Source organism: Mesorhizobium sp. PAMC28654, from assembly GCF_020616515.1.
Taxonomy (GTDB): domain Bacteria; phylum Pseudomonadota; class Alphaproteobacteria; order Rhizobiales; family Rhizobiaceae; genus Mesorhizobium.
In genome coordinates, this window is record NZ_CP085135.1 from 4,823,423 (window position 1) to 4,845,672 (window position 22,250).

The window sequence follows — 22,250 nt, forward strand, 5'->3', positions numbered from 1 at the left end:
TTCGGGTAACATCGCGTTCCAGGGAATAATCAATGGCGGGTCCGGGCGACAATACGCGCAACAAGTCGAAGACGGGTTCTGAAGCCGACAGCTTCAAGCGCGCCGTTACCGTTTGCATGCGCGCCATTGCCGGCGACAAGGAACTCGAGGTCGGTTTCGCCAAGGACAGGCCGGCGCTCGCCGGCAACCGCGCACGCTTGCCGGAATTGCCGAAGAAGGCGTCGAAGACCGACATCGCGATCACCCGCGGCCTCGGCGATTCCATGGCGCTGAAGCGCGCCTGCCATGACACGCGCATTCACACCAAGCTGGCGCCGGAAGGCAAGGCGGCCCGCGCCATCTATGACGCGGTCGAGCAGGCTCGCGTCGAGGCGATCGGCAGCCGCGCCATGCAGGGTGTCGCCGACAATATCGGCTCGATGCTCGAGGACAAATACACCAAGGCCAACCTCACCGACGTCCGCGACAAGGCCGACGCGCCGATCGAGGAAGCGCTGGCCCTGATGGTGCGCGAGAAGCTGACCGGCCGCCCGATCCCGAAGAGCGGCGAGCGGCTGGTCGAGCTGTGGCGCCCTTGGGTCGAGGAAAAGGCCAGCGCCGATCTCGATGGGCTTTCAGCCAAGCTCGATGACCAGCAGGCTTTCGCGCGGGTCGTGCGCGAGATGCTGGCCTCCATGGAAATGGCCGAGGAACTCGGCGATGACCAGGAGATGGAAGACTCCGAGGACAATGACGACAACCAGCCGCAAGGTGAGGAGCAGAGCGAGGAGGGCGGCGAGGACGATTCCGGCTCCGAGCAGTCGCAGTCCGAGGATGCCGAGTCTTCGGCCGACGACGAGCAGTCGGCCGAGGCGGAGGCGTCCGACGCCACCGCCGACGATCTGTCGGACGATGACGACGCCGACGCGGAGACGCCCGGCGAGGCGCGCCGCAACGACAATCCCTTCACCAATCTGCCGAAGGAAATAGACTACAAGGTCTTCACCACCGCCTTCGACGAGACGGTTGGCGCCGAGGAGCTTTGCGAAGAGGAAGAGCTCGACCGGCTGCGCGCCTTCCTAGACAAGCAGCTTGCCAATCTGTCCGGCGTTGTCGGACGGCTGGCCAACCGCCTGCAGCGCCGCCTGATGGCGCAGCAGAACAGGTCGTGGGATTTCGATCTCGAAGAGGGTTATCTCGACCCGGCGCGGCTGGTGCGCGTCGTCATCGACCCGATGCAGCCACTGTCCTTCAAGCAGGAGCGCGACACGAAATTCCGCGACACGGTGGTGACGCTGGTGCTCGACAATTCCGGTTCGATGCGCGGCCGGCCGATCACGGTCGCGGCCACCTGCGCCGACATTCTGGCGCGCACGCTGGAGCGCTGCGGTGTCTCGGTTGAGATCCTCGGCTTCACCACGCGAGCATGGAAGGGCGGGCAGGCGCGCGAGAAGTGGCTGAAGGACGGCAAGCCGCCGAATCCCGGCCGGCTGAACGATTTGCGCCATATCATCTACAAATCCGCCGATCATCCGTGGCGGCGGGCGCGGCGCAATCTCGGCCTGATGATGCGCGAAGGCCTGCTCAAGGAGAACATCGACGGCGAGGCGCTGCTGTGGGCGCACAACCGCCTGATCGCCCGGCCGGAACAGCGCAAGATCCTGATGATGATCTCCGACGGCGCGCCGGTCGACGATTCAACGCTTTCCGTGAACCCGGGCAACTATCTCGAACGGCATCTGCGCGCGGTGATCGAACTGATCGAGACGCGCTCGCCGGTCGAGCTGCTCGCCATCGGTATCGGCCACGACGTCACCCGCTACTATCGCCGTGCCGTCACCATCGTCGACGCCGAGGAACTGGCCGGCGCGATGACCGAGCAACTGGCTTCGCTGTTCGCCGAGGAAAGCGCACGGGAAACACGGCGCGGCGGCGCACGACGCGCCGGATGATTTTTTCGCGCGGCGGTTTTCGGCCAGAGCGGTTCACCGTTTCATGGAAACGCCGAACCGCTCTATCTCTTTGTCTTTACGCAATTCCGGACGGAAAACCGTTTCACACTTTTCCTGGAATTGCTTTAGCGTTCCGCGTCGCCAGTCTGTTGCTGGGCATTGCCTTGGCGCCGGCGCATGCCGCCGACACAGCGGCAGTCCAGCCGATCGAAATCTCGGCCCGCCCGATCACCGAGTTCCATATTGGCCGTCCGGAAACCAGATTTGGTCCGCTCGAATTCGTCGGCGGTCTGGAGATGACCTCGCGCTCGCGCGATTTCGGCGCGCTGTCGGCCTTCCGCTTCCTGAAAGCGGGCAGCGATTTCATCGGCGTTGCGGACACCGGCTTCTGGTTCTTCGGCACGGTGGCGCACAATCCCGACGGACGCCCGTCGGGCATCCAGAATTTCCGCATGCAGCAGATGGTCGACGAGGCCGGCAAACCGTTCGCGCAGAAATGGGAGGTCGATGCCGAAAGTCTCGCGGTCAAGGACGGCATCGCCACTGTCGGCTTCGAGCGCAACCATCGCGTCGCCCAATACACGATCGATCCAGCCGACATGAAGGCACCGTTCAGGCAACTGGACTTTCTGATCCCGGCCCGGGAGCTTCGCCAGAATCGAGGCTTCGAAACCATTGCCCATGCCAATCCGGACGGACGGCTGGAGGGCGCGCTGGTTGTCGTCTCCGAGAAAAGCCTCGACAGTGCCGGCAACGTCTACGCCGCCATCCTTGAAGGGCCGAGGAAGGGCGTCTTCACCGTCAAGCGCGATGGCGGTTTCGACATCACGGATGGCACCTTCCTGCCCGATGGCGACCTGCTATTGCTTGAGCGCAGCTTCTCCATGGCCAGCGGCGTCAAGATGCGGCTGCGGCGCATTCACGGGGAGGGTATCGAGAATGGCGCCGTCGCCGATGGACCGGTGCTGATGGAAGCCGATATGGGCTACCAGATCGACAATATGGAAGGGCTCGACCTCTGGACGCGTGGTGACGGTGCGCTGATGGTGTCGCTGATCTCCGACGACAACCACTCGATCCTGCAGCGTAATCTCTACCTGGAATTCATCCTGCATCAGGATTGAGCAGCGCCTGACCGCCGCGGCGAACTGGCATGCGAAGGACGTAATCCCCGCACGCCATCTTTCTCCCAAAGTCCACGATCTGCCGGTGTCTCCAAGCCCTGTTGTCGCTTGGCGGAAAACTTTAGTCATGACTTGACAATTCTCACCGACGGCGCAATACTCAAGTCCATGCTTAACTATTCCGAGATCGACAGCATCCTTCGCGCTCTCGTCGAGCCCACGCGCCGCCAGATCCTGGAAAGGTTGGGCCGCGGACCGGCCACCGTCAGCCAGTTGGCGGAACCGTTCGGCATGACCTTCGCCGCCGTTCTGCAACATCTGCAGGCGCTGGAGGCCTGCGGGCTGATCCGCAGCGAAAAGATCGGGCGGGTGCGAACCTGCCGGATCGAGCCGGGCGGGCTTGCTCCGCTCGCCGACTGGATCGCGGAGCGCCGCATACCGGCGGAACGGCACCTCGACCGTCTTGGCCAGATTCTGGCCGAGACAGACCCATCAACCCCGAGAAATCAGAACCAGGAAAAGGACGAAAAGCAATGAACCAGATCGCCCCCGTGAAAGACGAGCATTCCGTCATCCACTCCACCTTCACCATCGAGCGGACCTATCCGCAATCGCCCGAACGCGTTTTCTTCGCCTTCGCCGACAAGTCAATGGTGCGGCAATGGCGGATCGAAGGCGATGGTTTTGCGATCGCCGAATTCAGCTTCGACTTTCGTGTCGGCGGCAGCGAGGTGTCACGCTTCAGCTATGCCGGCGGACCGGAGATCAGGCTCGACGCGCAGTTCCAGGACATCGTGCCCGGCCAGCGCATCGTATTCTCCTACAGGATGGCGATCGGGCCTCAGCCGCTGTCGGCGTCGCTGACCACGGTCGAACTGACCCCGTCGGGAGAGGGCACACGCCTGACCTATACCGAACAGGGTGCCTTTTTCGATGGCGCCGATTCGGTGCAAGGGCGCGAGGAGGGCACCCGGGGCCTGCTCGAAGCGCTTGCCGCCCATCTGCAGAAATCGAAATAGACTTTGCTGGCCCTATTCGGTCAAAGGCCATTCTGCAAATGGAAGGCAGAGTGGCCTGTCAATTTGATTGAGTTCGCTGCCCTTTGGTCGCGATCCAGATGACATGACGCGCGCCGCGTTTGCCGTTGGCGCGGGTCTTGACATCCTCGACGTCAAAGCCGGCCTGACCGAGCCGCCGGGTGAAGCCGGCGTCGGGCCCTTGCGACCAGACCGCCAGCACGCCGCCAGGCCTGAGCGCCGTCCGTGCGGCATTCAGGCCCGCCACGCTGTAGAGGGCGTCGTTGGCCTTGTGGACGATGCCTTCGGGGCCGTTGTCGACATCAAGCAGGATGGCGTCATAGGCTGACGCTTCCGACCGTATGAGCTGGCGGACATCGACTTCGCGAATGCTGACGCGTGGATCATCAAGACAGCCGGCAAAGACCTCGGCCATCGGGCCGCGTGCCCAGGCGACGACCGCAGGGATCAGTTCCGCGACAACGATGCTGGCATCCTCGCCCAGTTCGGCGAGGGCAGCGCGGAGCGTAAACCCCATGCCAAGGCCGCCGATCAGGATCCTCGGTTGCCTATGACTGGCAATCCGCTGGCAAGACAGTTTTGCCAGGGCTTCCTCGGAGCCGCTGAGCCGGCTGTTCATCAGCTCGTTGGTGCCCAGCATGATCGAGAATTCGGCGCCGCGCCGCTTGAGGCGAAGCTCCTGTTGGCCATCGGGTGTCCTGGCTGAATCGAGCTGGACCCAGGGAATCACGGCCTGATTCCGTTTTCCGGGATCATGGCCTAAGCCGCCAGCGCCGGTTGGCTCCAGCGGGCGGCAAGCAGCCTGTAGGGGATCAGCGCCACGACGGCGATGATCAGCTTGACGCTGAGGTCGCCAAGCGCCCAGGAGACCCAGCGCATGGTGTCGACATGGAACACGCCCATCAGCGGTGCGGTTTCCAGCGCGAAGCTGTCGTTCGGCCCCGCGAAGGCAAACGCGGCAGAAAAGGCGATGCTGAAGAAAACGAGCGTGTCGAACACCGAGCCGACCAGCGTGCCGATGATCGGCGCGCGCCACCAGCTCTGCCGGCGCAGCCGGTTGAACACGGTCACGTCGAGCAATTGCGCGGTGAGGAATGCCGCGCCGGAAGCCGCGGCGATGCGCGCAAGCCGACTGGCCGCCGTATCGAACTCGATCAAGCCATGGCGAAACAGGAAGGGCGGCACGAGGATCGAGCAGACCACCGCCGTCATGAAGCCGACAAAGACGATCCTGCGCGCCACGGCCGGACCGTAGCGGCGGTTGGCAAGGTCGGTAACCAGGAAGGAGAACGGATAGGTGAAAGCGCCCCAGGTGAGCACGTCGGCCAGCGACAGGCCGCCGATCTGGCCCTGCATCGGGAACTGGACGAGGATGTTCGACGCAACGACGACAAGCGCCATGGCGACCACGAAAGGCAGGTATCGCGAGAAGGACGTCATTTTTTTATCCTGGGTAATGGAACCAGTGCAGCATCATCCGAAAGCCGGATCACGCTCCATTGTCGTTATTTTCTACGAAACGACCGGAAACCGCTTGGCGATTTCCGGTCCGATGCGAAAAACGGTTGTCCGGAAAATCAGGCGGCCGACTGCTCGGCGACCTTCTTGGCGATCTGCTTCTTCAGAAGACGAGCGCGCTGCGAAAGTTCCTTGGCATCGGCCTTGGCCAGGAAAGCGTCGAGGCCACCGCGATGCTCGACCGAACGGAGCGCGTTGGCCGAAATGCGCAGACGCACATTCTGGTTCAGCGCTTCCGAGATCAGCGTCACATTGACGAGATTCGGCAGGAAGCGACGCTTGGTCTTGTTGTTGGCGTGGCTCACATTGTTGCCGGACATGACTGCCTTGGCAGTGAGTTCGCAGATGCGGGACATTTTCTAACCTCAGTTCTCGGACTTGCCAAACCTTTGTGCCCACGCCGGGTGGCGCGCGGTTCTGGTCAGGCGGCCTTATGGAAAAAGTTGGCGTTCCATAGTTGCATTTCGCCGGTGCGTCAAGCTCCGGCTCGCCCATGGGCATGACGGGCACTTCATATAAACGCCGGATTTGAGCCTATAAGCGATCGTATAGGGACATGCCAGAGCGGAGTTGCAAATCTCCGGTCGAAAAAATCGAGGATCGATCACCGCATGCTTCGTGCATCACATGCTCTCTCCTGCCTGCTCGCCATCGCGCTGCCGACAGCCGCGACGGCTGCCTCGCCGCAATCGTTCAAGGGCGAATACACCGTATCGTTCCTTGGCCTCTCGATAGCCAAGTCGACATTCTCAAGTCGCTATGAGAACGGCGCCTATTCGATCGACGGCACCGTCAGCAGTGCGGGCCTCGCCAAGCTGTTCGATGATACGCGTGGCACGATCTCGTCCAAGGGCACGATTTCGGGCCAGCAGATGCAGCCGCAAGCGTTTCGCGCCGATTATACATCCGGCAAGAAGGCATCGATGATCGATATCCGCTTTGCCAATGGCGTCGTCACCTCGACCAAGGTGATCCCCGAGCCAGGAAAACGCGACCCAAAGGACTGGGTTGCTCTCGGCGCCGGCGATCTGAAATCCGTCCTCGATCCGATGGCCGCCACCGTCATCCATGCCGACAGTCTCGACACGGTCTGCGGGCGAACGGTGAAATTCTATGACGGCGAGATGCGCGCGGACCTGAAGCTGACCTACGATTCAAAAGGAACGATCTCGGTGCCCGGCTACGAGGGCGACACGGTCACTTGCAGAATGGGCTTCGAGCCGGTTGCCGGCTACCGCAAGGGCCGCAAGGCGCTGAACTATCTCAAGAACCACAGTCGCATGATGGTGACGTTTGCACCGCTCGGCCAAACCGGCGTATATGCGCCGATCCACGCGACGGTCGGAACGCAGATCGGTACCCTGACCATCAGCGCGGGCCGTTTCGAAGCTGTGAACTAGGCGCCATTGCGCGCCGCCGGAGGGGGCATGGGGCGCGCAACACTGATCGGTTTCTCGGCGGTCGCCATGTGGTCGCTGCTGGCCCTGTTGACGGATGCATCGGGCAGGGTGCCGCCTTTCCTGCTTTCGGCGATCACCTTCACCATCGGCACCGGCGTCGGCCTTGTCGCCCGGCTGTTCATGCCGGCCGCCGACAGGAGCCAGAAAATTCCGGTGCAGGTGTGGGTCATCGGCATTGCCGGCCTGTTCGGCTACCACTTCTTCTATTTCACCGCGCTGCGCAACGCGCCGGCGGTGGAGGCCAGCCTGATCGCCTATCTGTGGCCGTTGCTGATCGTGCTTGGATCGGCGCTGATGCCAGGCGAACGTCTGGCCTGGAACCATGTCGTCGGCGCGCTGCTCGGCCTTGCCGGCACGGTCCTGATCGTCACCAAGGGCGGCGGCCTCGCCTTCGACGCGCGCTATGTCTTCGGCTATGCGATGGCCGCCGTCTGCGCCGTGCTGTGGTCGTCCTATTCGCTGTTGTCGCGGCGCTTCCCCTCGGTGCCGACCAGCATCGTCACCTGGTTCTGTGCCGCCACCGCAGTGCTTTCGCTCGTCTGTCATCTGGCGCTGGAGGAGACGGTCCTTCCTCAAGGCGCCGGCCAGTGGCTGGCGGTGCTCGGCCTCGGCCTGATGCCGGTTGGCGCGGCCTTCTATGCCTGGGACATCGGCGTCAAGCGCGGCAACATCCAGGTGCTGGGCGCGGCAAGCTATGCCGCGCCGCTGCTGTCGACGCTTGTGCTGATATCGGCCGGCTTCGCTGAGCCGTCACTGCGCATCCTCGCCGCTTGCGTGCTGATCACCGGCGGTGCGGCACTGGCGGCAAAGTCACTGTTCTTGCGCAAGCCGGCGGCCAACGGGGCAGGGGCATGATGCTTTTCCCGGGTGGCATCGAAGCCAATGCCAACGCGACGCTGATCTTTTCGCTGGCGGCGGCGGTGATCTACGCCTTTGCCCTCGGCATGCCGCCAAGGCTCGCCCGCTCGGCGGCAAAGACGCTGGCCGTGGCAATGCTTGCCATTCTGGCCTTTCTGCAGGGTGGCCCGTTGCTGCTGGTCGTGGCGCTGGCGCTCAGCGCCATGGGTGACGCCTTCCTGTCGCGCGATGGCGAAAAGGCTTTTCTCGGCGGGCTGGCCAGTTTTCTCGCCGCGCATTTGGTTTTTGTCGCGCTGTTTGTGCGGTCCGGCGGCGGCATTGGATTGCTTGGCGCCGAACCATGGCGCGCGGCGGTCGCCGTGGCGATGGTCTTGTTCGCGCTCGTCATGCTGGTGGCGCTGTGGCGTCGCGTCGGCCCGGAGCTGCGTGTGCCCGTCAGCGTCTATATCGTGGCCATACTTGCCATGGGTGTTTCGGCGCTCACCTTGAACAATATCTGGGTCATCGGTGGTGCGATCCTGTTCATGGCATCCGACGGGCTGCTGGCCGCCGAAAAGTTCCTGGCGCCCGCCATCTCGCCGCATCGTGTGTGGATGCGCTACGCGGTCTGGGTGTTGTACTACGCTGCCCAGCTGGGGATCACCCTGGGTTTCATACTTGGCTAGGACTTTTTCGGCTGCCAGCCAGGCTCAGCCAGTTCGAATGCGGTAAAGTCGAAGCCTGGCGCCACGGTGCAGCCGACCAGCGTCCATTCGCCAAGGCTGCGTGCTGACTGCCACCAGCCTGCAGGCACGACGATCTGCGGCCGTTCGCCGGCGGTCAGCTCGGTTCCAAGCACCTGCTCGATGACCTGGTTAGCCATTGGGCCGCCTTCCTCGTACATCGACAGCGCCAGTGGATCGCCGGCATAGAAGTGCCAGACCTCGGCGGCGTCCTTGACACGGTGCCAAGCCGACAGCTGATCCTGCTCCAGCAGGAAATAGATCGCGGTCGAGTGGCCGCGCCCACCCCCCGCTGCATCACGAAAGGTTTCCGCATACCAGCCGCCTTCCGGATGCGGCTTCATGCCGAGTGTGGCGATGATTTCAGCGGAGCTGGTCATTGCTTCCATGTCCGTTTCCCGCGCTCAGAAATTGTCCTTGCGCTTGCGGATTTCGGCGAACACCTCGACATCATCAGCCTTCTCCATGCCGAGATGCTTGCGGATTGCCGGATCATGCCAGCGCAGGAACGGGTTGGTCGACAATTCCTCACCGATGGTGGTCGGCAGCGTCGGCTTGTTGTCGGCGCGCAGAGCCTCGATCTTCCTGGCGCGTTCCTTCAACGCTGAATTGGTCGGGTCGACGCTCAGCGCGAAGCGGGCGTTGGCGAGCGTGTATTCGTGGCCGCAATAGATGACGGTGTCGGCGGGAAGCGCGGAGAGCTTCTTCAGCGATTCATACATCACCGGCGGCTTGCATTCGAACAGCCGCCCGCAGCCGAGCGCAAACAGCGTGTCGGCGGTGAACGCGACTTTCGATCCCGGCAGATAATAGGAGACATGGCCAGCCGTATGCCCGGGCGTGGCGATCACCTCGATTCTCTCTTCGCCGAGGTGAATGACCGAGCCCCCTTCGACGGTGTCGTCGATGCCGGGAATCTTTGCCTTCTCCGCCTCCGGCCCGACGATGCGCAGTTTGAAGCGCTCCTTCAGCGCCAGATTGGCCTCGACGTGATCCATATGGTGATGTGTGGTCAGGATCATCGTCGGCGTCCAGCCGGTGCGCTTGATCGCGGCGAGGATTGCCGCCTCATCGGGCGCGTCGATGATCGCGGTCTGGCCGCTCTTGCGGTCGTGGACCAGAACGCCGAAATTGTCGGTCCGGCACATGAACTGTTCGATTTCGACCGGCATCGTGCTCTCCTTTGTCGCTTCAGACATAGGGTTCCTGCGGGCCGATGTCATCTCGCAATGTCCAGTCCATCAAGGCCTTTTGTTGAAACCCGCTGATATCACGGCTACATCCCTCGCATGCATTCCGACATCGTCGATCTTCGCTCCTTCTATTCGACAACGCTCGGCCGGTTCGCCGAGCGTTCGATCACCATGGCGCTGTCCTCGATATGGGCGGCAGTGCCCAACGAGCGGCTGGTTGGCCTCGGCTATACGCTGCCCTGGCTGGAACGGTTCGGCACCGATGCGGAGCGCGTCTTCGCCTTCATGCCGGCCACGCAAGGCGCCGTGGTCTGGCCGGCAACGGGGCCGACGGCGACCGCACTTGTGTTCGACGAGGAACTGCCGCTGGTCGATTCCTGCATCGACCGCATGTTGCTGGTACATTCGCTCGAACATGTCGAAAACCCGCGCGAGACGCTGAACGAGATCTGGCGGGTGCTGTCACCCGCTGGGCGCGTCGTCATCGTCGTGCCCAACCGGCGTGGCGTCTGGGCACGCTTCGAACATACGCCTTTTGGCAATGGCCGCCCGTTCTCGCGCGGGCAACTGACCGAACTGCTGCGCGAGGCGAACTTCACGCCGGCGGCCTGGTCCGATGCGCTGTTCTTCCCGCCGTCACGGCGCCGGTTCATGATGCGGTTCCACAACATATTGGAGCGCGCCGGCCGGCGGCTGTGGCCGATCTTTTCCGGTGTCATCGTTGTCGAGGCGCAGAAGCGGCTCTATCAGGGCGTTCCGGTCGCCCAGCGTGCGTCGCGCCGTGTCTTCGTCCCGGTTTTCTCGCCGCACGGCGCCACACGCCTCGGCCGGACGCCCGAGGCCGGAGTGCCATCTGCCCGCCGGGTGACATGTTCGTGATCGGAGTGGCGTCTTGCGTGTTTGGGGTTTTGCCAGCCTATCTGCCGAGGGCGCGTTCACTGCCAGGGCGGCGCGTGCCGCCAACCGCAATCGGCTGCTGCCCGCGCCGTTTCTGATCGCAAGGAATCCCGCCCATGGATGATCAACCGGACGAGGCGAGCGTTCGACCGGCTGCCACTGTCGTCGAAACCAGCCTGCGCGACCAGGTGGCGACGACCTGGCGGGCTCTTGTCGGTTCGCCGGTTCGCGCGGCCCTGCTGTGGATGTCCATTGGCATCATCGCCGTCATCGTGGCGACCTCGATCGGCCAGGTTCTGCTCAACAGCTGGAACCAGCCCTTCTACGATGCGCTTGCGCGCCGCGACATGGCGGCCTTCCTGCACCAGCTTCTCGTCTTTGCCGCCATTGCCAGCGGACTGCTGGTACTCAACATCGGCCAGACCTGGCTCAACCAGATGTTCCGGCTGAGGTTACGCGAGGCGCTGACACTGGACCTGATCGACCAGTGGATGCGGCCGGCGCGCGCTTTCCGGCTCGCCAATGCAGGCGCCATCGGCGTCAATCCCGATCAGCGCATGCAGCAGGATGCAGCGCATCTTTCCGATCTTTCGACCGACCTTGGTGTCGGACTGTTGCAGTCGTGCATCCTGCTCGCGTCCTTCGTCGGCGTGCTGTGGCAGCTGTCTTCGGGGTTCGTCTTCCATATCGGCGGAACCTCGCTGGCCATACCCGGCTATATGGTCTGGGCAGCCATCCTCTATGCCGGCACGGCCTCGTGGCTGAGCTGGCTGGTCGGACGCCCGTTGATCCGCCTCAACAGCGACCGCTACACCCGGGAGGCGGAGCTTCGCTCCTCGATGGTGCGCGTCAACGAGAATGTCGATGCCATTGCGCTATACCATGGCGAGGCCGATGCCAGGCGACGGCTCGAACTCGACCTCGGTACGGTGCTGGGCGCCATGCGGCGCATCTACACCGCCCAGATCAATCTTTCCTGGGTGACCGATACCTATGGCTGGATCACTGTTGTTGCACCGATCCTTGTCGCCTCGCCGGTCTATTTCGCCGGGGATATCAGCTTCGGCGGGCTGATGATGGCGGTTGGCGCCTTCAACCAGGTCCATTCCTCGTTGCGATGGTTCATCAACAACATCGGCAGCATCGCCGATTGGCGCGCCACGCTGATGCGCGTCGCCGATTTCCGCATCGCGCTTGATGAGACGGATGTGCTCCACGACAAGGAAAAGCGCATCGAGTTCGGCGAGAACAAGAACGGCAGCCTGACGTTCGAGAAACTTCAAGTGGCTTCACCGGAGGGGTGCACCAAGCTCGCCGACCAGCATGTCGAAATCCATGTGGGCGAGCGCGTCATGATCACGGGCGAGCCGGGCGCCGGCAAGACACTGTTCTTCCGCGCCATTGCCGGCCTGTGGCCGTGGGGAAGTGGGCGGATCGGCCTGCCTGAGGGAGAAACCCTTATATTCGTGCCGCGCGTCCCTTATTTCCCGGCCGGTACGTTGCGTGAGGTCCTCGATCACCCGAGCGGACCCGCGCCGGCGAGTGATGCCGACATTTCGGCGGTACTTGCCGAGGTCGGTCTTAAACGGCTGTCGTCATCGCTCGACCAGGCCGGACGCTGGGATCATGATCTGAGCGATGACGAACAGCGCTCGCTGGCCTTCGCCAGGCTCGCCTTGCGGCAGCCGAAATGGGTGATCATCGACGAAGCCCTGGATGCGTTCGACGGACCCTCCCTGCGACGCGTGCTATCGATGCTGGAGAAGCGCTTGAGCGGCGCCGCGATCCTCAACATCGGCCGTGGCCAGCACAACGACCAGTTCTTCCCGCGCGCGTTGACGATCGTGAAAGATGCCGGAGTGCCTGCCCTGAAGCCCGCCCGTGTCAGGGCAGGCGCCATCGAACCGCCACCTCGCACTGCTGCTGTCCGTCGGAAGAAATAGCGGCTGAAGAGCCTCAGGCCGGACGAGCACCAAACCTGGCGCGTAGTTCTTCGGAAAGATTGCGCCGCCAGCGCCGGCCACAGACATATCCATGCAGCAATTCCGGCAGCGAATAGCCGAGATCTTTTGATGACCGGTTGGCCATATAGCCTGAAAAAGCCTGGGGAAGCCTACCCTTGATGATATCGGCGATGATCTGGCGTGCGATCATGTAGGGCGGAATGTCCGGGTAGGCGCGGGCAATGTGCGGGTGTTTGCACATCAAGTTCGCGTAGGCTTCGACGTAGCCGTCGCGACGGCCTGAAATCGAATTCTCCGAATTGTACTTCGTCCAGTCGACATCGTCGGACAGGTGCGCGCCATGGCGGCGGGCAAAACGCAACAGCAATTCCCGATCCTGCATCCGGGTGACATCGCTGTCGTAGCCACCGATGGCCAGCAAAGCGTCGCGCCGCGCCGTTATCGCCGAGCCGGCAATGAAGATCGTCTGCGCGACCAGCGCTCTTTCCAGCATCTTGGGAGGAAGGAATGCATCGTGGTTGATGCAGTTGGAGACGCGGCCGCCTTTCAGGGACACGAACGAACTGATGAGGACTTCGAGCGCCGGATTTTGGTCGAACCGAGCCAAGGTTCGCTCGATTCGGTTCGGCAGATAGACGTCATCTGAATCAAGAAAGGTCACGATGGGCGTTTGCGCCCTCTCGATGCCCGCATTCCTGGCGGCGTTGGCGCCACGCCATTTCGCACCGACATAGATCAGGCGCGGATCGCTGATGCGGGCCAGCGCTGCTTCCGTCCCGTCGGTCGAGCCATCGTCGACAACAATGTGTTCGAATCGGGAAACGCTTTGGGAAAGTACGCTTTCCACCGCACGCAGAACCTTGTCGCGCCGGTTGTGGGTTGGCGTAATGATGGTGATGAGAGGCGCGGTGTCGGCTTTTCTGGACATGCCGCGGCTATGCCCCGTGCCGCGCCAGAATCGAAGAAATCCGCCGTCTGCCCATCATGCCCTGCCCCCAGGATCACGTATCGCCGATACCGTTATCAGGCTACGGAATGAATGCACCCGTGTCACCCAAAGCATACCGGATATATACTTGTGGAATGTCGATTTCCCGGGCTTTGCGCCGTAATGGCCACACAAGGGCCGGCCGAAGCAGCACGGCCTCCTTTTCCGATAGCCGGCTTCCACCGTCGCTGCCAACATCGTCATATTGATTACCTGTCAAGTAATCGACCGACGCAAGGCGGTTCGGCAGATTGCTCCCATGAGGCCGGTTGTACGGCTTCGATACATCAGGGAGCCAATCATGACAGCTTACGCCGTTGCCCATATGCGCCAGGTCACGCCGGGTCCGCAGATCGTCCAATACCTGCAAAAGATCGATGCCACGCTCGAACCTTTCGGCGGTCGCTTCATCGTCCATGGCGGCGATGTCGAAGTGATCGAGAACAGCTGGCCGGGATTTCTGATCGTCATCGAATTTCCCGACAGGGATCACGTGCGCGGATGGTACCATTCGCCCGCCTACCAGGAGATCCTGGCGCTGCGCACCGGCAACTCCCAGTCCGACGTTGTCTTCGCCGACGGCGTCCTCCATCCGCACAAGGCGACCGATGTCCTTGAGTAGACGCGGGGCCGACGGCAGGCCGTTTATCGCCTCAGCAAAAACACCGCCTGCTGGCCGAAGAAATTCCAGAACCACCACGGCATGGACAGGCCGATCTTCTGGCCGTTGGCGTCGAGCGCGGTCGCCTTTTCCACGGTGGCGCCGAGTTCGTCGCACAGGTTGACGAAGTCGCGGATGGTGCAGAAGTGGATGTTGGGCGTGTCGTACCAGGAATAGGGCAGGTCCTTGGTCACCGGCATGCGGCCCTGGACGAACAGTGACAGGCGTACCCGCCAATGGCCGAAATTGGGGAAGGAGACGATGGCGCGCTCGCCGATCCTGAGCAATTCGTCGAGAACCAGTTTCGGATTGCGGGTTGCCTGCAAGGTCTGCGACAGCACGACGAAATCAAAGCCCTTGTCGGGATAGAATTCGAGGTCCTTGTCGGCGTCACCCTGGATGACCGACAGGCCGCGCGCCACGCATTCGTTGACGCCGCGCTGCGACAGTTCCAGGCCGCGACCATCGACCTGCTTGGTGTCCTGCAGCAATTCCAGCAGCGACCCGTCACCAGAGCCAACGTCGAGCACCCGCGACTGCGGCGGAATGAGGTTGGCGACGACCTCGAGGTCGACGCGCTGCGTGTCGTTGACGCTCATGGCTTACACTCTCTCCTGGCGCATGACCCCGGAAAGTCTGAGACTTTCCGGGGTCATGCGCCCAACCCTCTTGCCCGGGCGGCCGAGCCAATGAAGCCGTTGATGGCGGCGAACAGTTCCGGCTCGTCGAGCAGGAAGGCGTCATGGCCACGGTCGGTTTCGATCTCGACGAAGGAGACAGACGCGCCGGCGGCATTCAGCGCGTGAACGATCGAGCGGCTCTCCTCGGTCGGAAACAGCCAATCGCTGGTGAACGAGACCAGGCAGAAACGGGTCTTGGTGCCCGCGAAGGCATCGGCCAACCGCCCGCCATGGTCGGCGGCGAGGTCGAAATAGTCCATGGCCCGCGTCATGTAGAGGTAGGAATTGGCGTCGAAGCGGTCGACGAAGGTCATGCCCTGGTGGCGCAGATAGCTTTCGATCTGGAAGTCGGCGTCGAAGCCAAAGGTGAGCGCGTCGCGGTCCTGCAGGTTGCGGCCGAACTTCCGGTGCAGGGCGGCTTCCGACAGGTAGGTGATATGGGCGGCCATGCGCGCCACGGCCAGACCCTTTTCCGGCCGCTTGCCATAGTCGAAATATTTGCCGCCATGCCATTCCGGATCGGCCATCACGGCCTGCCTGCCAACCTCGTGGAAGGCGATGTTCTGCGAGGAATGGCGCGCCCCCGTAGCGATCGGCAAGGCCGAGAAAACCCGCTCCGGATAGCTCGATGCCCATTCCAGCACCTGCATGCCGCCCATCGAGCCGCCGAGCACGCAAAACAGCTTTTCGATGCCGAAGTGGTCGACCAGCATCAGCTGCGCCCGAACCATGTCGCGGATGGTGATGATCGGCAGGTCGAGCCCGTAGGGCTTGCCGCTGGCGGGGTTGGTCGAGGCCGGGCCGGTGGAGCCGAGGCAGCCGCCGATGACGTTGGAGCAGATGATGAAGAAGCGATTGGTATCGATGATCTTGCCGGGGCCGATCAGCACCTCCCACCAGCCGGGCTTGCCGGTCACCGGATTGGTGCTGGCGACATGCTGGTCGCCGGTCAGCGCATGGCAAACGAGGATGGCGTTGGAGCGGGCGTCGTTGAGCGTGCCGTAGGTCTGGTAGGCAATCTGGAACGGCGACAGCATGCTGCCGGCGTCGAGCTTGAGCGGCTTGTCGGGGCCGAAGCGCAGCACCGGGCTCGACGGCTGGTCGGCCTCGTTGTTGGTTTTTCCAGCGCGCAGAGCGGCCATCGCATCCATCTCACACTTTGAATCCACACCAGCTTTTTCTAGGGCGATGCGGTGTCCGGCCGGCGCGGACAACAAAAAACCGGCATTGCAGTCGCAAAGCCGGTTACAGGATGCAAACGGCCCTTTAGCAAGTTGTTTAACGTGGCTGCAAGCCGACCGGCCAAATCACCACGGAATCTCACTGCTCTTCTAGAACTCAGCCGTGTCCGCGTCAACGGCCAGCCTTTTTGCCGGGCCGGTTGCTCTCGACATTGCCGGCCATGCCGAGTATTTCCGCTGCGGCTTCTCGATGGATCTCGTAAAATGACCAAGACACCGGATCAGGCACGTCCAACGCCCCGTGCGGGTATCATGGACATCGAGGCTTATGTGCCCGGCAAGAGTGCCGCGCCCGCCGGCGTCGCCAAGGTCTTCAAGCTGTCGTCGAACGAGAACCCGCTCGGCCCCTCGCCGAAAGCGATCGAGGCCGCGCGCGAGATTGCCGGGAAGCTCGACATCTATCCCGACGGTACGGCCAAGCGGCTGCGCGAGGCGATCGCCGAAGTGCATGGCCTCAATGCGCAAAACATCATCTGTTCGAACGGCTCCGACGAGATCCTTGGCCTGCTGGCGCAGACCTATCTCGCACCGGGCGACGAAGCGATTTTCACCGAACACGCCTTCATGGTCTACAAGATCTACATCCAGTCGGCGGGTGCCGTTCCGGTGGCGGTCAAGGAAACCAATGAGCGCGCCGATATCGACGCGATCCTGGCCGCCGTCACGTCGCGCACGAAAATCGTGTTTCTCGCCAATCCCAACAATCCGACCGGTACCTATGTACCGTTCCAGGAAGTGCGCCGCCTGCATGCCGGGCTGCCCAGGCATGTGTTGCTGGTGCTGGACGCGGCCTATGCCGAGTATGTCCGCCGCAATGACTATGAAGCCGGCATCGAGCTGGTCGGTGGCGCCGAGAACGTGGTGATGACCCGCACCTTCTCCAAGATCGGGCTCGGCGGCGCGCGGATCGGCTGGATGTATGCGCCGATGCACATTGTCGACGCCATCAACCGCGTTCGTGGCCCGTTCAATGTCAATGCGACGGCGATCGAGGCCGGCATCGCGGCGATCCGCGACCGCGCCCATGTCGAGCGCAGCGTGGCGCACAACGAGACCTGGCTGGCCTGGCTCAGTGAACAGATGACCGGGCTTGGGCTGCGGGTGACACCCAGCGTCGGCAATTTCATCCTCATTCATTTTCCTGACGACCAGAAGCATTCGGCAGCGCTGGCGGACGATTATCTGACCGCGCGCGGCTATATTTTGCGGCGCGTTTCCGGCTACGGCTTTCCCAACGCGCTGCGCATGACCATCGGCACCGAAGAGGCCAATCGCGGCGTTGTCGCTGCTCTCACGACCTTCCTGAAAAGCTAGAAAAATGACATCACCGATGTTTGAAAAGATAGCGCTGGTCGGCATTGGCCTGATCGGCTCGTCGCTGGCGCGGGTCATCCGCCGCGAGGGCCTTGCCCGCCATGTCGCCATTTCCACGCGCAGTGCCGCGACGCTGGCGCGGGCGGAAGAGCTTGGGTTGGGCGATTCCTACACCAGGGATGCAAGGGAAGCGGTTCGCGATGCCGATCTGGTCATCGTCTCGGTGCCGGTCGGGTCTTCCGGCGCGGTGGCCGAGGAAATCGCCCCGGCTCTGAAGCCGGGCGCCATCCTCACCGATGTCGGCTCCACCAAGGCGTCGGTCATCGCGCAGATGCAGCCGCATGTACCTGCTGGCGTGCATTTCATCCCGGGTCATCCGCTGGCGGGAACGGAAAAATCGGGCCCGGACGCCGGCTTCGCCGATCTGTTCGACAATCGCTGGTGCATCTTCACGCCGCTGCCAGACACCGATCCGGATGCCCTGGAACGACTGTCGGAGTTCTGGCGCCGCTGCGGCTCCAACATCGACACGATGGACCCGCAGCACCACGACATGACGCTGGCCATCGTCTCGCACCTGCCGCACATCATCGCCTACAACATCGTCGGCACGGCCGACGATCTGCAGTCGGTGACCAAGTCCGAGGTCATCAAATACTCGGCTTCGGGCTTCCGCGACTTCACCCGCCTTGCCGCCTCGGATCCAACCATGTGGCGCGACGTCTGCCTGCACAACAAGGACGCCATCCTCGAAATGCTGGCGCGGTTCTCGGAGGACCTGGCTTCGCTGCAGCGTGCGATCCGATGGGGCGACGGCGAGAAGCTGTTCGACCTGTTCACCCGCACCCGTGCGATCCGCCGGTCGATCATCGAGGCCGGCCAGGACATCGATGTGCCCGATTTCGGCCGCCAGGCGGTCGAGCATCCAACCAAGAACTAAGCCTGTTCAGCAGGCCAGTGGGCGGCGACCATCGCCAGCGTCTCCGCCCGGTCCGGTGCGCCCAGCCTGCCGCCAAAGCGCTGGCATTTGAGCGCGGCGGCGGCGCTGGCGAAACGCAGTGCCTGCTCGACCGGCATGGCTTCCGCCAATCCGACGGCAAATGCGCCGTGAAACACATCACCGGCGGCCAGCGTGTCGACGGCCTTGATCCGCGGCGCCGCGACATGGCGGGATGATCCTGCTGCTCGATCAAACCACCAGGTTCCCGCCGGGCCGCCAGTGACCGCGACGAAGGCGTCGGTGCGGGACGCCAGGTCGGTGCAAGTGGTCTCCAGATCCAGCGCCTGACCGCAGATGATGCGGGCCGCCGGCTCGGAGGCGACGATATGGGAAGCCAGCGGCAACAGCTGCTCCAACACAGCGAGTGGCGCGGTATCGGCATCGAGGATAGCCGGCCGACCGGCAGCGCGCGCGGCCTTCAGCGCAAGTGCCGCCGCGCCCGGCCAGCGAACGTCGACCAGTACAGCGTCGAACGCCGAGAGGTCGGCAACGGGCAATGCTTCCGGGGCCACCTGTGCCCGGCTGTCGTAGAAGGGCACGATGATGCGCTCGCCATGGGCGTCGACCAGGATCGAGGCCAGTGCCGAACGGGCGCCGCTGACACGCCGGACGAAGCCGCAGTCGACACCTTCCGCCTCGATCCCTGCAACCAGCTGATCGCCGACCGAATCGTCACCAGCACTTGCCCAGAGCGATACCTGAGCACCCAGCCGATGCGCCGCGCATGCCGCGCTCGTGGCCATGCCAGAGGCAATCTGGACGCCGTCCGATGCGATGAATTTCCCCTGATGCGTGGGAAGCTGGTCCACCCGAAGGATGGTGTCGAGCGTCAGGGCGCCGACGCTGAGGAGTTTGACCGGCTTCTTCATGGCCGCCTACTGGACCGGCTTGATCTTGCCCAACGGGATGAAGCCGATCGAAGCCTTGCTCTTGACGATCTTCAGTGGCAGGGACGGCTCGTTGCCGAGCATTGCCAACCCGGCAAAGCCTTGCTCTATCTGGCTTTTCTGCTCGGGAATGGCGGCGCCGAGGATCGCCGCCACGGCCTTCGGGTCCTTGAGCCAGATCGTCAGGTCGGCGTCGATCAGGCCTTCCACGTCCACCGACACAGTCCCAGCAACACTGATATGCGCCGTTCCCGATGACAGGTCGAGCTGGGCGATGTAGATCGACTGGCCGCGAAGGCTCTTCGCCTGGGTTTCGAGCAGGGTCAGGCCGTTCTTCAGCGTCACGTCGCCACTGCCGTCGAGTGCCGGCAGCACGCGCCCCCCAATTGCGTCGGCGTCGATCTCGAGGTCGGTGAAACTTCCCACATAGTTGACGTCCGTTCCGTTCGGACGCAGCTGTCCCGTTGCCGTGCGTGCGTAGAACAGTTCGACCGGGTCGGTATCATCAGTCGGGTCAGTCTGGCCGGACAGGCCCGTGGCCTCCAGCGTGATGTGCCGGGGCAAGGGCCAGGACAATTTTGCCTTGGCCTGGAGGGTTTCCCAGTCGATCCAAAGCGGCAGCATTCCCGGAACCGATGTTCTGAGCGGTCCGCGCAGGTCGGCAACAGGTGACAGGGGTTGCGTGATTTGCGCGACTGCACTGAAGGTGCCGGCGGAGGCCGCGATGTTCCTGGCGTCGTCCTGATAGCCAAGGGTGTCGCAGGAGATGACGAAGCTGAGCGGGTAACCACTCACCGCGAGATTGCTGCAACCCGCCACGATGCCCTGGCTCTTCAGTGTCTCAACCGCCTTGTCGGCTTCGCTCTGGACCTTGTTCGCCAGATAGAACCAGCCGGCGCTGTAGATGCCGAACAGCACGACAATGAAGGCGACGAGCCACCAGAGGCGGCGGCTGCGGTTCGGCTGAAGCTCGTCACTTGACGTCATGCTGCGGCTCTCGTTAACGCATGGGTGTTGTCGACGAGTGAGACTCGCTTCCAACGACAATAGGTAGGGACGGACTTAAAAAACACCGGCTTCGGTGCGGTGCCACCACTCTTTTGCAATCAGGCTCGGCGATATGGGCGATTTTTGGGTTTTTGGCTACGGCTCGCTGATCTGGCGGCCAGGTTTCGCGCATGTCGAGACGCAGCGCGCGCGCCTGCACGGCTATCACCGGTCGCTCTGCGTCTACTCCTTCGTGCATCGCGGCACGCGCGAGCGGCCGGGCCTTGTGCTCGGCCTGGATCGTGGCGGCTCCTGCGTCGGGCTGGCATTCCGTGTCCCCGGCGATTTGCGCGACGAGGTTGTTGCCTATCTGCGCGAGCGTGAACTCGTCACCAGCGTCTATCTTGAGCGCACGCTCAAGGTTCGCCTCGACAGCGGTGCGACAGTCGAGGCGATTGCTTACATTGTCGACCGCGACCATGAGCAATATGCTGGCGCGCTCGATGCCGCTCGCGCGGCATCCGTCGTGCGCGGCGCTGTCGGCCAGTCCGGAAACAACGAGGATTACGTGCTCAGCACGCTGGAGCACCTTGAAGCCCTGGGCATTCGCGACCATTGGCTGGAAGAGGTGGCGGGGCGGATAGCGCCCTTGTGAAACACTGGCCCTGAGGAAAAAGGTAATGGGACCTTTGACCTCGAAGAGGCAAGACCTAGGTTAAGCTCCGAACCTCAATCAGCGGAAGTCGTCCGCCCGATTCCAACCATCCCCAATTCATCATGGAGATCCGTCTTGCAAAAACGCCGTCTCGGTCGCACCGACCTTTCCATCGCGCCGCTGGTTCTGGGCGGCAACGTCTTCGGCTGGACCGCCGACGAGGCAACTTCCTTCGACCTGCTCGACCGCTTTGCCGACGCAGGCCTCAATGCCATCGACACGGCGGATGTCTATTCGCGCTGGGCTCCCGGCAACAAGGGCGGCGAATCGGAAGCCATCATCGGCAAGTGGATGAAGAGCCGCGGCAACCGCGACAAGATCGTCGTCGTCACCAAGGTCGGCTCGGACATGGGACAGGGCAAGAAGGATCTTTCAGCTGCCTATATCGAAAAGGCCGTGGACGCATCGCTGAAGCGGCTGCAGACCGATGTCATCGACCTCTATCTGTCGCACTGGCCGGATCCGGCCACGCCCTACGAGGAGACGCTCGGCGCCTATGAGAAGCTGCTTGCCAAGGGCAAGATCCGCTACGCCGGCTGCTCCAACCTCGACGCCGGCCAGCTGCGTGCCGCGCTCAATGTGGCAAGCCTGCGCAGCCTGCCGCGCTACGAGGTGCTGCAGCCGGAATACAATCTCTACGACCGCTCGTCCTTTGACGGACCGCTGCGCGATCTGTGCATCGCAGAGGATATTGGCGTCATCACCTATTTCAGCCTCGCCAAGGGGTTTCTCAGCGGCAAATATCGCGGCAAGGCCGATCTTGGCCAGAGCGAGCGCGGCGAAGACGTCGCCAGCTATCTGAACGATCGCGGCATGCGCATCCTGGCCGCCCTCGATGCGGTATCCGCCAGGCATTCGGCCAAGCAGGCCGAAGTGGCGCTCGCCTGGGTGATCGCACGGCCGGGCGTCAACGCGCCGATTGCCAGCGCCACCAAGCCCTCGCAGATGGACAGCCTGATCAAAGCGGTGTCGCTGAAGCTGAGCGCGGATGATATCGCGGCGCTGGACAGGGCAAGCGCCTAGTTCCTGGCACCGGATGCCCGCTTGAGGGCCATCCTGGCAGGCAGCCCCAT

Annotated in this window: 24 protein-coding genes and 1 riboswitch; of the genes, 14 read left to right on the forward strand and 10 right to left on the reverse strand. The window is 63.0% G+C overall.

Translation table 11 applies throughout. The annotated features are described in order from the left end of the window. The first annotated feature begins 32 nt into the window (after positions 1-32). The 4 genes from cobT to LGH82_RS23720 all read left to right on the forward strand — a co-directional run bounded on the left by cobT (position 33) and on the right by LGH82_RS23720 (position 4,074). On the forward strand, positions 33-1,931 hold the full coding sequence (gene cobT / locus LGH82_RS23705) for a cobaltochelatase subunit CobT (RefSeq protein ID WP_227345073.1): 1,899 nt from the start codon (positions 33-35) through the stop codon (positions 1,929-1,931). 158 nt (positions 1,932-2,089) lie between these two features. After that, positions 2,090-3,055: an esterase-like activity of phytase family protein gene (locus LGH82_RS23710; RefSeq protein ID WP_413771475.1), complete on the forward strand. Its 966-nt coding sequence runs from the start codon at positions 2,090-2,092 to the stop codon at positions 3,053-3,055. A 168-nt stretch (positions 3,056-3,223) separates the two neighbouring features. Continuing rightward, positions 3,224-3,592, forward strand: coding sequence for an ArsR/SmtB family transcription factor (locus LGH82_RS23715; protein ID WP_227349670.1), 369 nt, complete (start codon positions 3,224-3,226; stop codon positions 3,590-3,592). Beyond that, positions 3,589-4,074 (forward strand): SRPBCC family protein, encoded by a 486-nt coding sequence (locus tag LGH82_RS23720; protein WP_227345075.1) that lies wholly within the window; start codon positions 3,589-3,591, stop codon positions 4,072-4,074. The genes LGH82_RS23715 and LGH82_RS23720 overlap by 4 nt, the downstream gene beginning before the upstream one ends. A gap of 58 nt (positions 4,075-4,132) precedes the next feature. Here the strand turns inward: LGH82_RS23720 and LGH82_RS23725 are convergent, their stop codons facing one another. From LGH82_RS23725 to rpmB, 3 genes are all read right to left on the reverse strand, one after another. After that, positions 4,133-4,822, reverse strand: a complete 690-nt coding sequence (locus LGH82_RS23725) for a spermidine synthase (protein WP_227345076.1) — start codon at positions 4,820-4,822, stop codon at positions 4,133-4,135. 29 nt (positions 4,823-4,851) lie between these two features. Further along, entirely contained in the window at positions 4,852-5,532 is a 681-nt protein-coding gene (locus LGH82_RS23730) for a queuosine precursor transporter (RefSeq protein ID WP_227345077.1), read from the reverse strand. Between the two features lie 137 nt (positions 5,533-5,669). Then, positions 5,670-5,966 carry a 50S ribosomal protein L28 gene (gene rpmB / locus LGH82_RS23735; protein WP_227345078.1) on the reverse strand — a complete coding sequence of 99 codons (297 nt, stop codon included), beginning with the start codon at positions 5,964-5,966 and terminating at the stop codon, positions 5,670-5,672. A gap of 255 nt (positions 5,967-6,221) precedes the next feature. Here rpmB and LGH82_RS23740 point away from each other — a divergent pair, with 255 nt between their 5' ends. From LGH82_RS23740 to LGH82_RS23750, 3 genes are read left to right on the forward strand one after another with little or no spacing between them, the layout of a single operon-like run. Beyond that, positions 6,222-7,010 carry a DUF3108 domain-containing protein gene (locus LGH82_RS23740; RefSeq protein WP_227345079.1) on the forward strand — a complete coding sequence of 263 codons (789 nt, stop codon included), beginning with the start codon at positions 6,222-6,224 and terminating at the stop codon, positions 7,008-7,010. A 27-nt stretch (positions 7,011-7,037) separates the two neighbouring features. After that, positions 7,038-7,925 carry a DMT family transporter gene (locus LGH82_RS23745; protein WP_227345080.1) on the forward strand — a complete coding sequence of 296 codons (888 nt, stop codon included), beginning with the start codon at positions 7,038-7,040 and terminating at the stop codon, positions 7,923-7,925. Continuing rightward, positions 7,922-8,593, forward strand: a complete 672-nt coding sequence (locus LGH82_RS23750; protein ID WP_227345081.1) for a lysoplasmalogenase — start codon at positions 7,922-7,924, stop codon at positions 8,591-8,593. The genes LGH82_RS23745 and LGH82_RS23750 overlap by 4 nt, the downstream gene beginning before the upstream one ends. Here LGH82_RS23750 and LGH82_RS23755 read toward each other — a convergent pair. Then, positions 8,590-9,030 carry a cupin domain-containing protein gene (locus LGH82_RS23755; RefSeq protein WP_227349671.1) on the reverse strand — a complete coding sequence of 147 codons (441 nt, stop codon included), beginning with the start codon at positions 9,028-9,030 and terminating at the stop codon, positions 8,590-8,592. The genes LGH82_RS23750 and LGH82_RS23755 overlap by 4 nt on opposite strands. A 24-nt stretch (positions 9,031-9,054) precedes the next feature. Next, positions 9,055-9,822: a hydroxyacylglutathione hydrolase gene (gloB, locus tag LGH82_RS23760; protein WP_227345082.1), complete on the reverse strand. Its 768-nt coding sequence runs from the start codon at positions 9,820-9,822 to the stop codon at positions 9,055-9,057. Positions 9,823-9,939: 117 nt separating this feature from the next. Between gloB and LGH82_RS23765 the strand changes: the two genes are divergently transcribed. Together LGH82_RS23765 and LGH82_RS23770 are read left to right on the forward strand one after the other, a co-directional pair. Next, positions 9,940-10,722 carry a class I SAM-dependent methyltransferase gene (locus LGH82_RS23765; RefSeq protein WP_227345083.1) on the forward strand — a complete coding sequence of 261 codons (783 nt, stop codon included), beginning with the start codon at positions 9,940-9,942 and terminating at the stop codon, positions 10,720-10,722. Positions 10,723-10,856: 134 nt separating this feature from the next. Beyond that, positions 10,857-12,683, forward strand: a complete 1,827-nt coding sequence (locus LGH82_RS23770) for an ABC transporter ATP-binding protein/permease (RefSeq protein WP_227345084.1) — start codon at positions 10,857-10,859, stop codon at positions 12,681-12,683. 13 nt (positions 12,684-12,696) lie between these two features. Here the strand turns inward: LGH82_RS23770 and LGH82_RS23775 are convergent, their stop codons facing one another. Continuing rightward, entirely contained in the window at positions 12,697-13,632 is a 936-nt protein-coding gene (locus LGH82_RS23775; RefSeq protein WP_227345085.1) for a glycosyltransferase family 2 protein, read from the reverse strand. 361 nt (positions 13,633-13,993) lie between these two features. On the opposite strand from LGH82_RS23775, the gene LGH82_RS23780 reads away from it, so the two are divergent. Continuing rightward, complete coding sequence (locus LGH82_RS23780) at positions 13,994-14,314, forward strand: DUF1330 domain-containing protein (protein ID WP_227345086.1); 321 nt, start codon at positions 13,994-13,996, stop codon at positions 14,312-14,314. A gap of 23 nt (positions 14,315-14,337) precedes the next feature. Here LGH82_RS23780 and metW read toward each other — a convergent pair whose 3' ends face one another. Both metW and metX read right to left on the reverse strand, forming a co-directional pair. Beyond that, a complete protein-coding gene (gene metW, locus LGH82_RS23785) occupies positions 14,338-14,952 on the reverse strand; it encodes a methionine biosynthesis protein MetW (RefSeq protein ID WP_227345087.1) in 615 nt (204 codons plus the stop codon). A 53-nt stretch (positions 14,953-15,005) separates the two neighbouring features. After that, complete coding sequence (gene metX, locus LGH82_RS23790) at positions 15,006-16,175, reverse strand: homoserine O-acetyltransferase MetX (protein WP_227345088.1); 1,170 nt, start codon at positions 16,173-16,175, stop codon at positions 15,006-15,008. A 104-nt stretch (positions 16,176-16,279) separates the two neighbouring features. Beyond that, positions 16,280-16,357, reverse strand: a riboswitch (SAM riboswitch). Between the two features lie 121 nt (positions 16,358-16,478). On the opposite strand from metX, the gene hisC reads away from it, so the two are divergent. After that, positions 16,479-17,588, forward strand: coding sequence for a histidinol-phosphate transaminase (hisC, locus tag LGH82_RS23795; protein WP_227345089.1), 1,110 nt, complete (start codon positions 16,479-16,481; stop codon positions 17,586-17,588). A gap of 4 nt (positions 17,589-17,592) precedes the next feature. Further along, positions 17,593-18,528 (forward strand): prephenate/arogenate dehydrogenase family protein, encoded by a 936-nt coding sequence (locus LGH82_RS23800; protein ID WP_227345090.1) that lies wholly within the window; start codon positions 17,593-17,595, stop codon positions 18,526-18,528. Here the strand turns inward: LGH82_RS23800 and LGH82_RS23805 are convergent. Then, positions 18,525-19,457, reverse strand: coding sequence for a sugar kinase (locus tag LGH82_RS23805; RefSeq protein ID WP_227345091.1), 933 nt, complete (start codon positions 19,455-19,457; stop codon positions 18,525-18,527). The genes LGH82_RS23800 and LGH82_RS23805 overlap by 4 nt on opposite strands. 6 nt (positions 19,458-19,463) lie before the next feature. Further along, a complete protein-coding gene (locus tag LGH82_RS23810) occupies positions 19,464-20,462 on the reverse strand; it encodes a DUF2125 domain-containing protein (protein ID WP_227345092.1) in 999 nt (332 codons plus the stop codon). Between the two features lie 133 nt (positions 20,463-20,595). Between LGH82_RS23810 and LGH82_RS23815 the strand changes: the two genes are divergently transcribed. Together LGH82_RS23815 and LGH82_RS23820 are read left to right on the forward strand one after the other, a co-directional pair. Further along, on the forward strand, positions 20,596-21,117 hold the full coding sequence (locus LGH82_RS23815) for a gamma-glutamylcyclotransferase (protein ID WP_227345093.1): 522 nt from the start codon (positions 20,596-20,598) through the stop codon (positions 21,115-21,117). 135 nt (positions 21,118-21,252) lie between these two features. Beyond that, positions 21,253-22,200: an aldo/keto reductase gene (locus LGH82_RS23820; protein ID WP_227345094.1), complete on the forward strand. Its 948-nt coding sequence runs from the start codon at positions 21,253-21,255 to the stop codon at positions 22,198-22,200. The last annotated feature ends 50 nt before the right edge of the window (positions 22,201-22,250 follow it).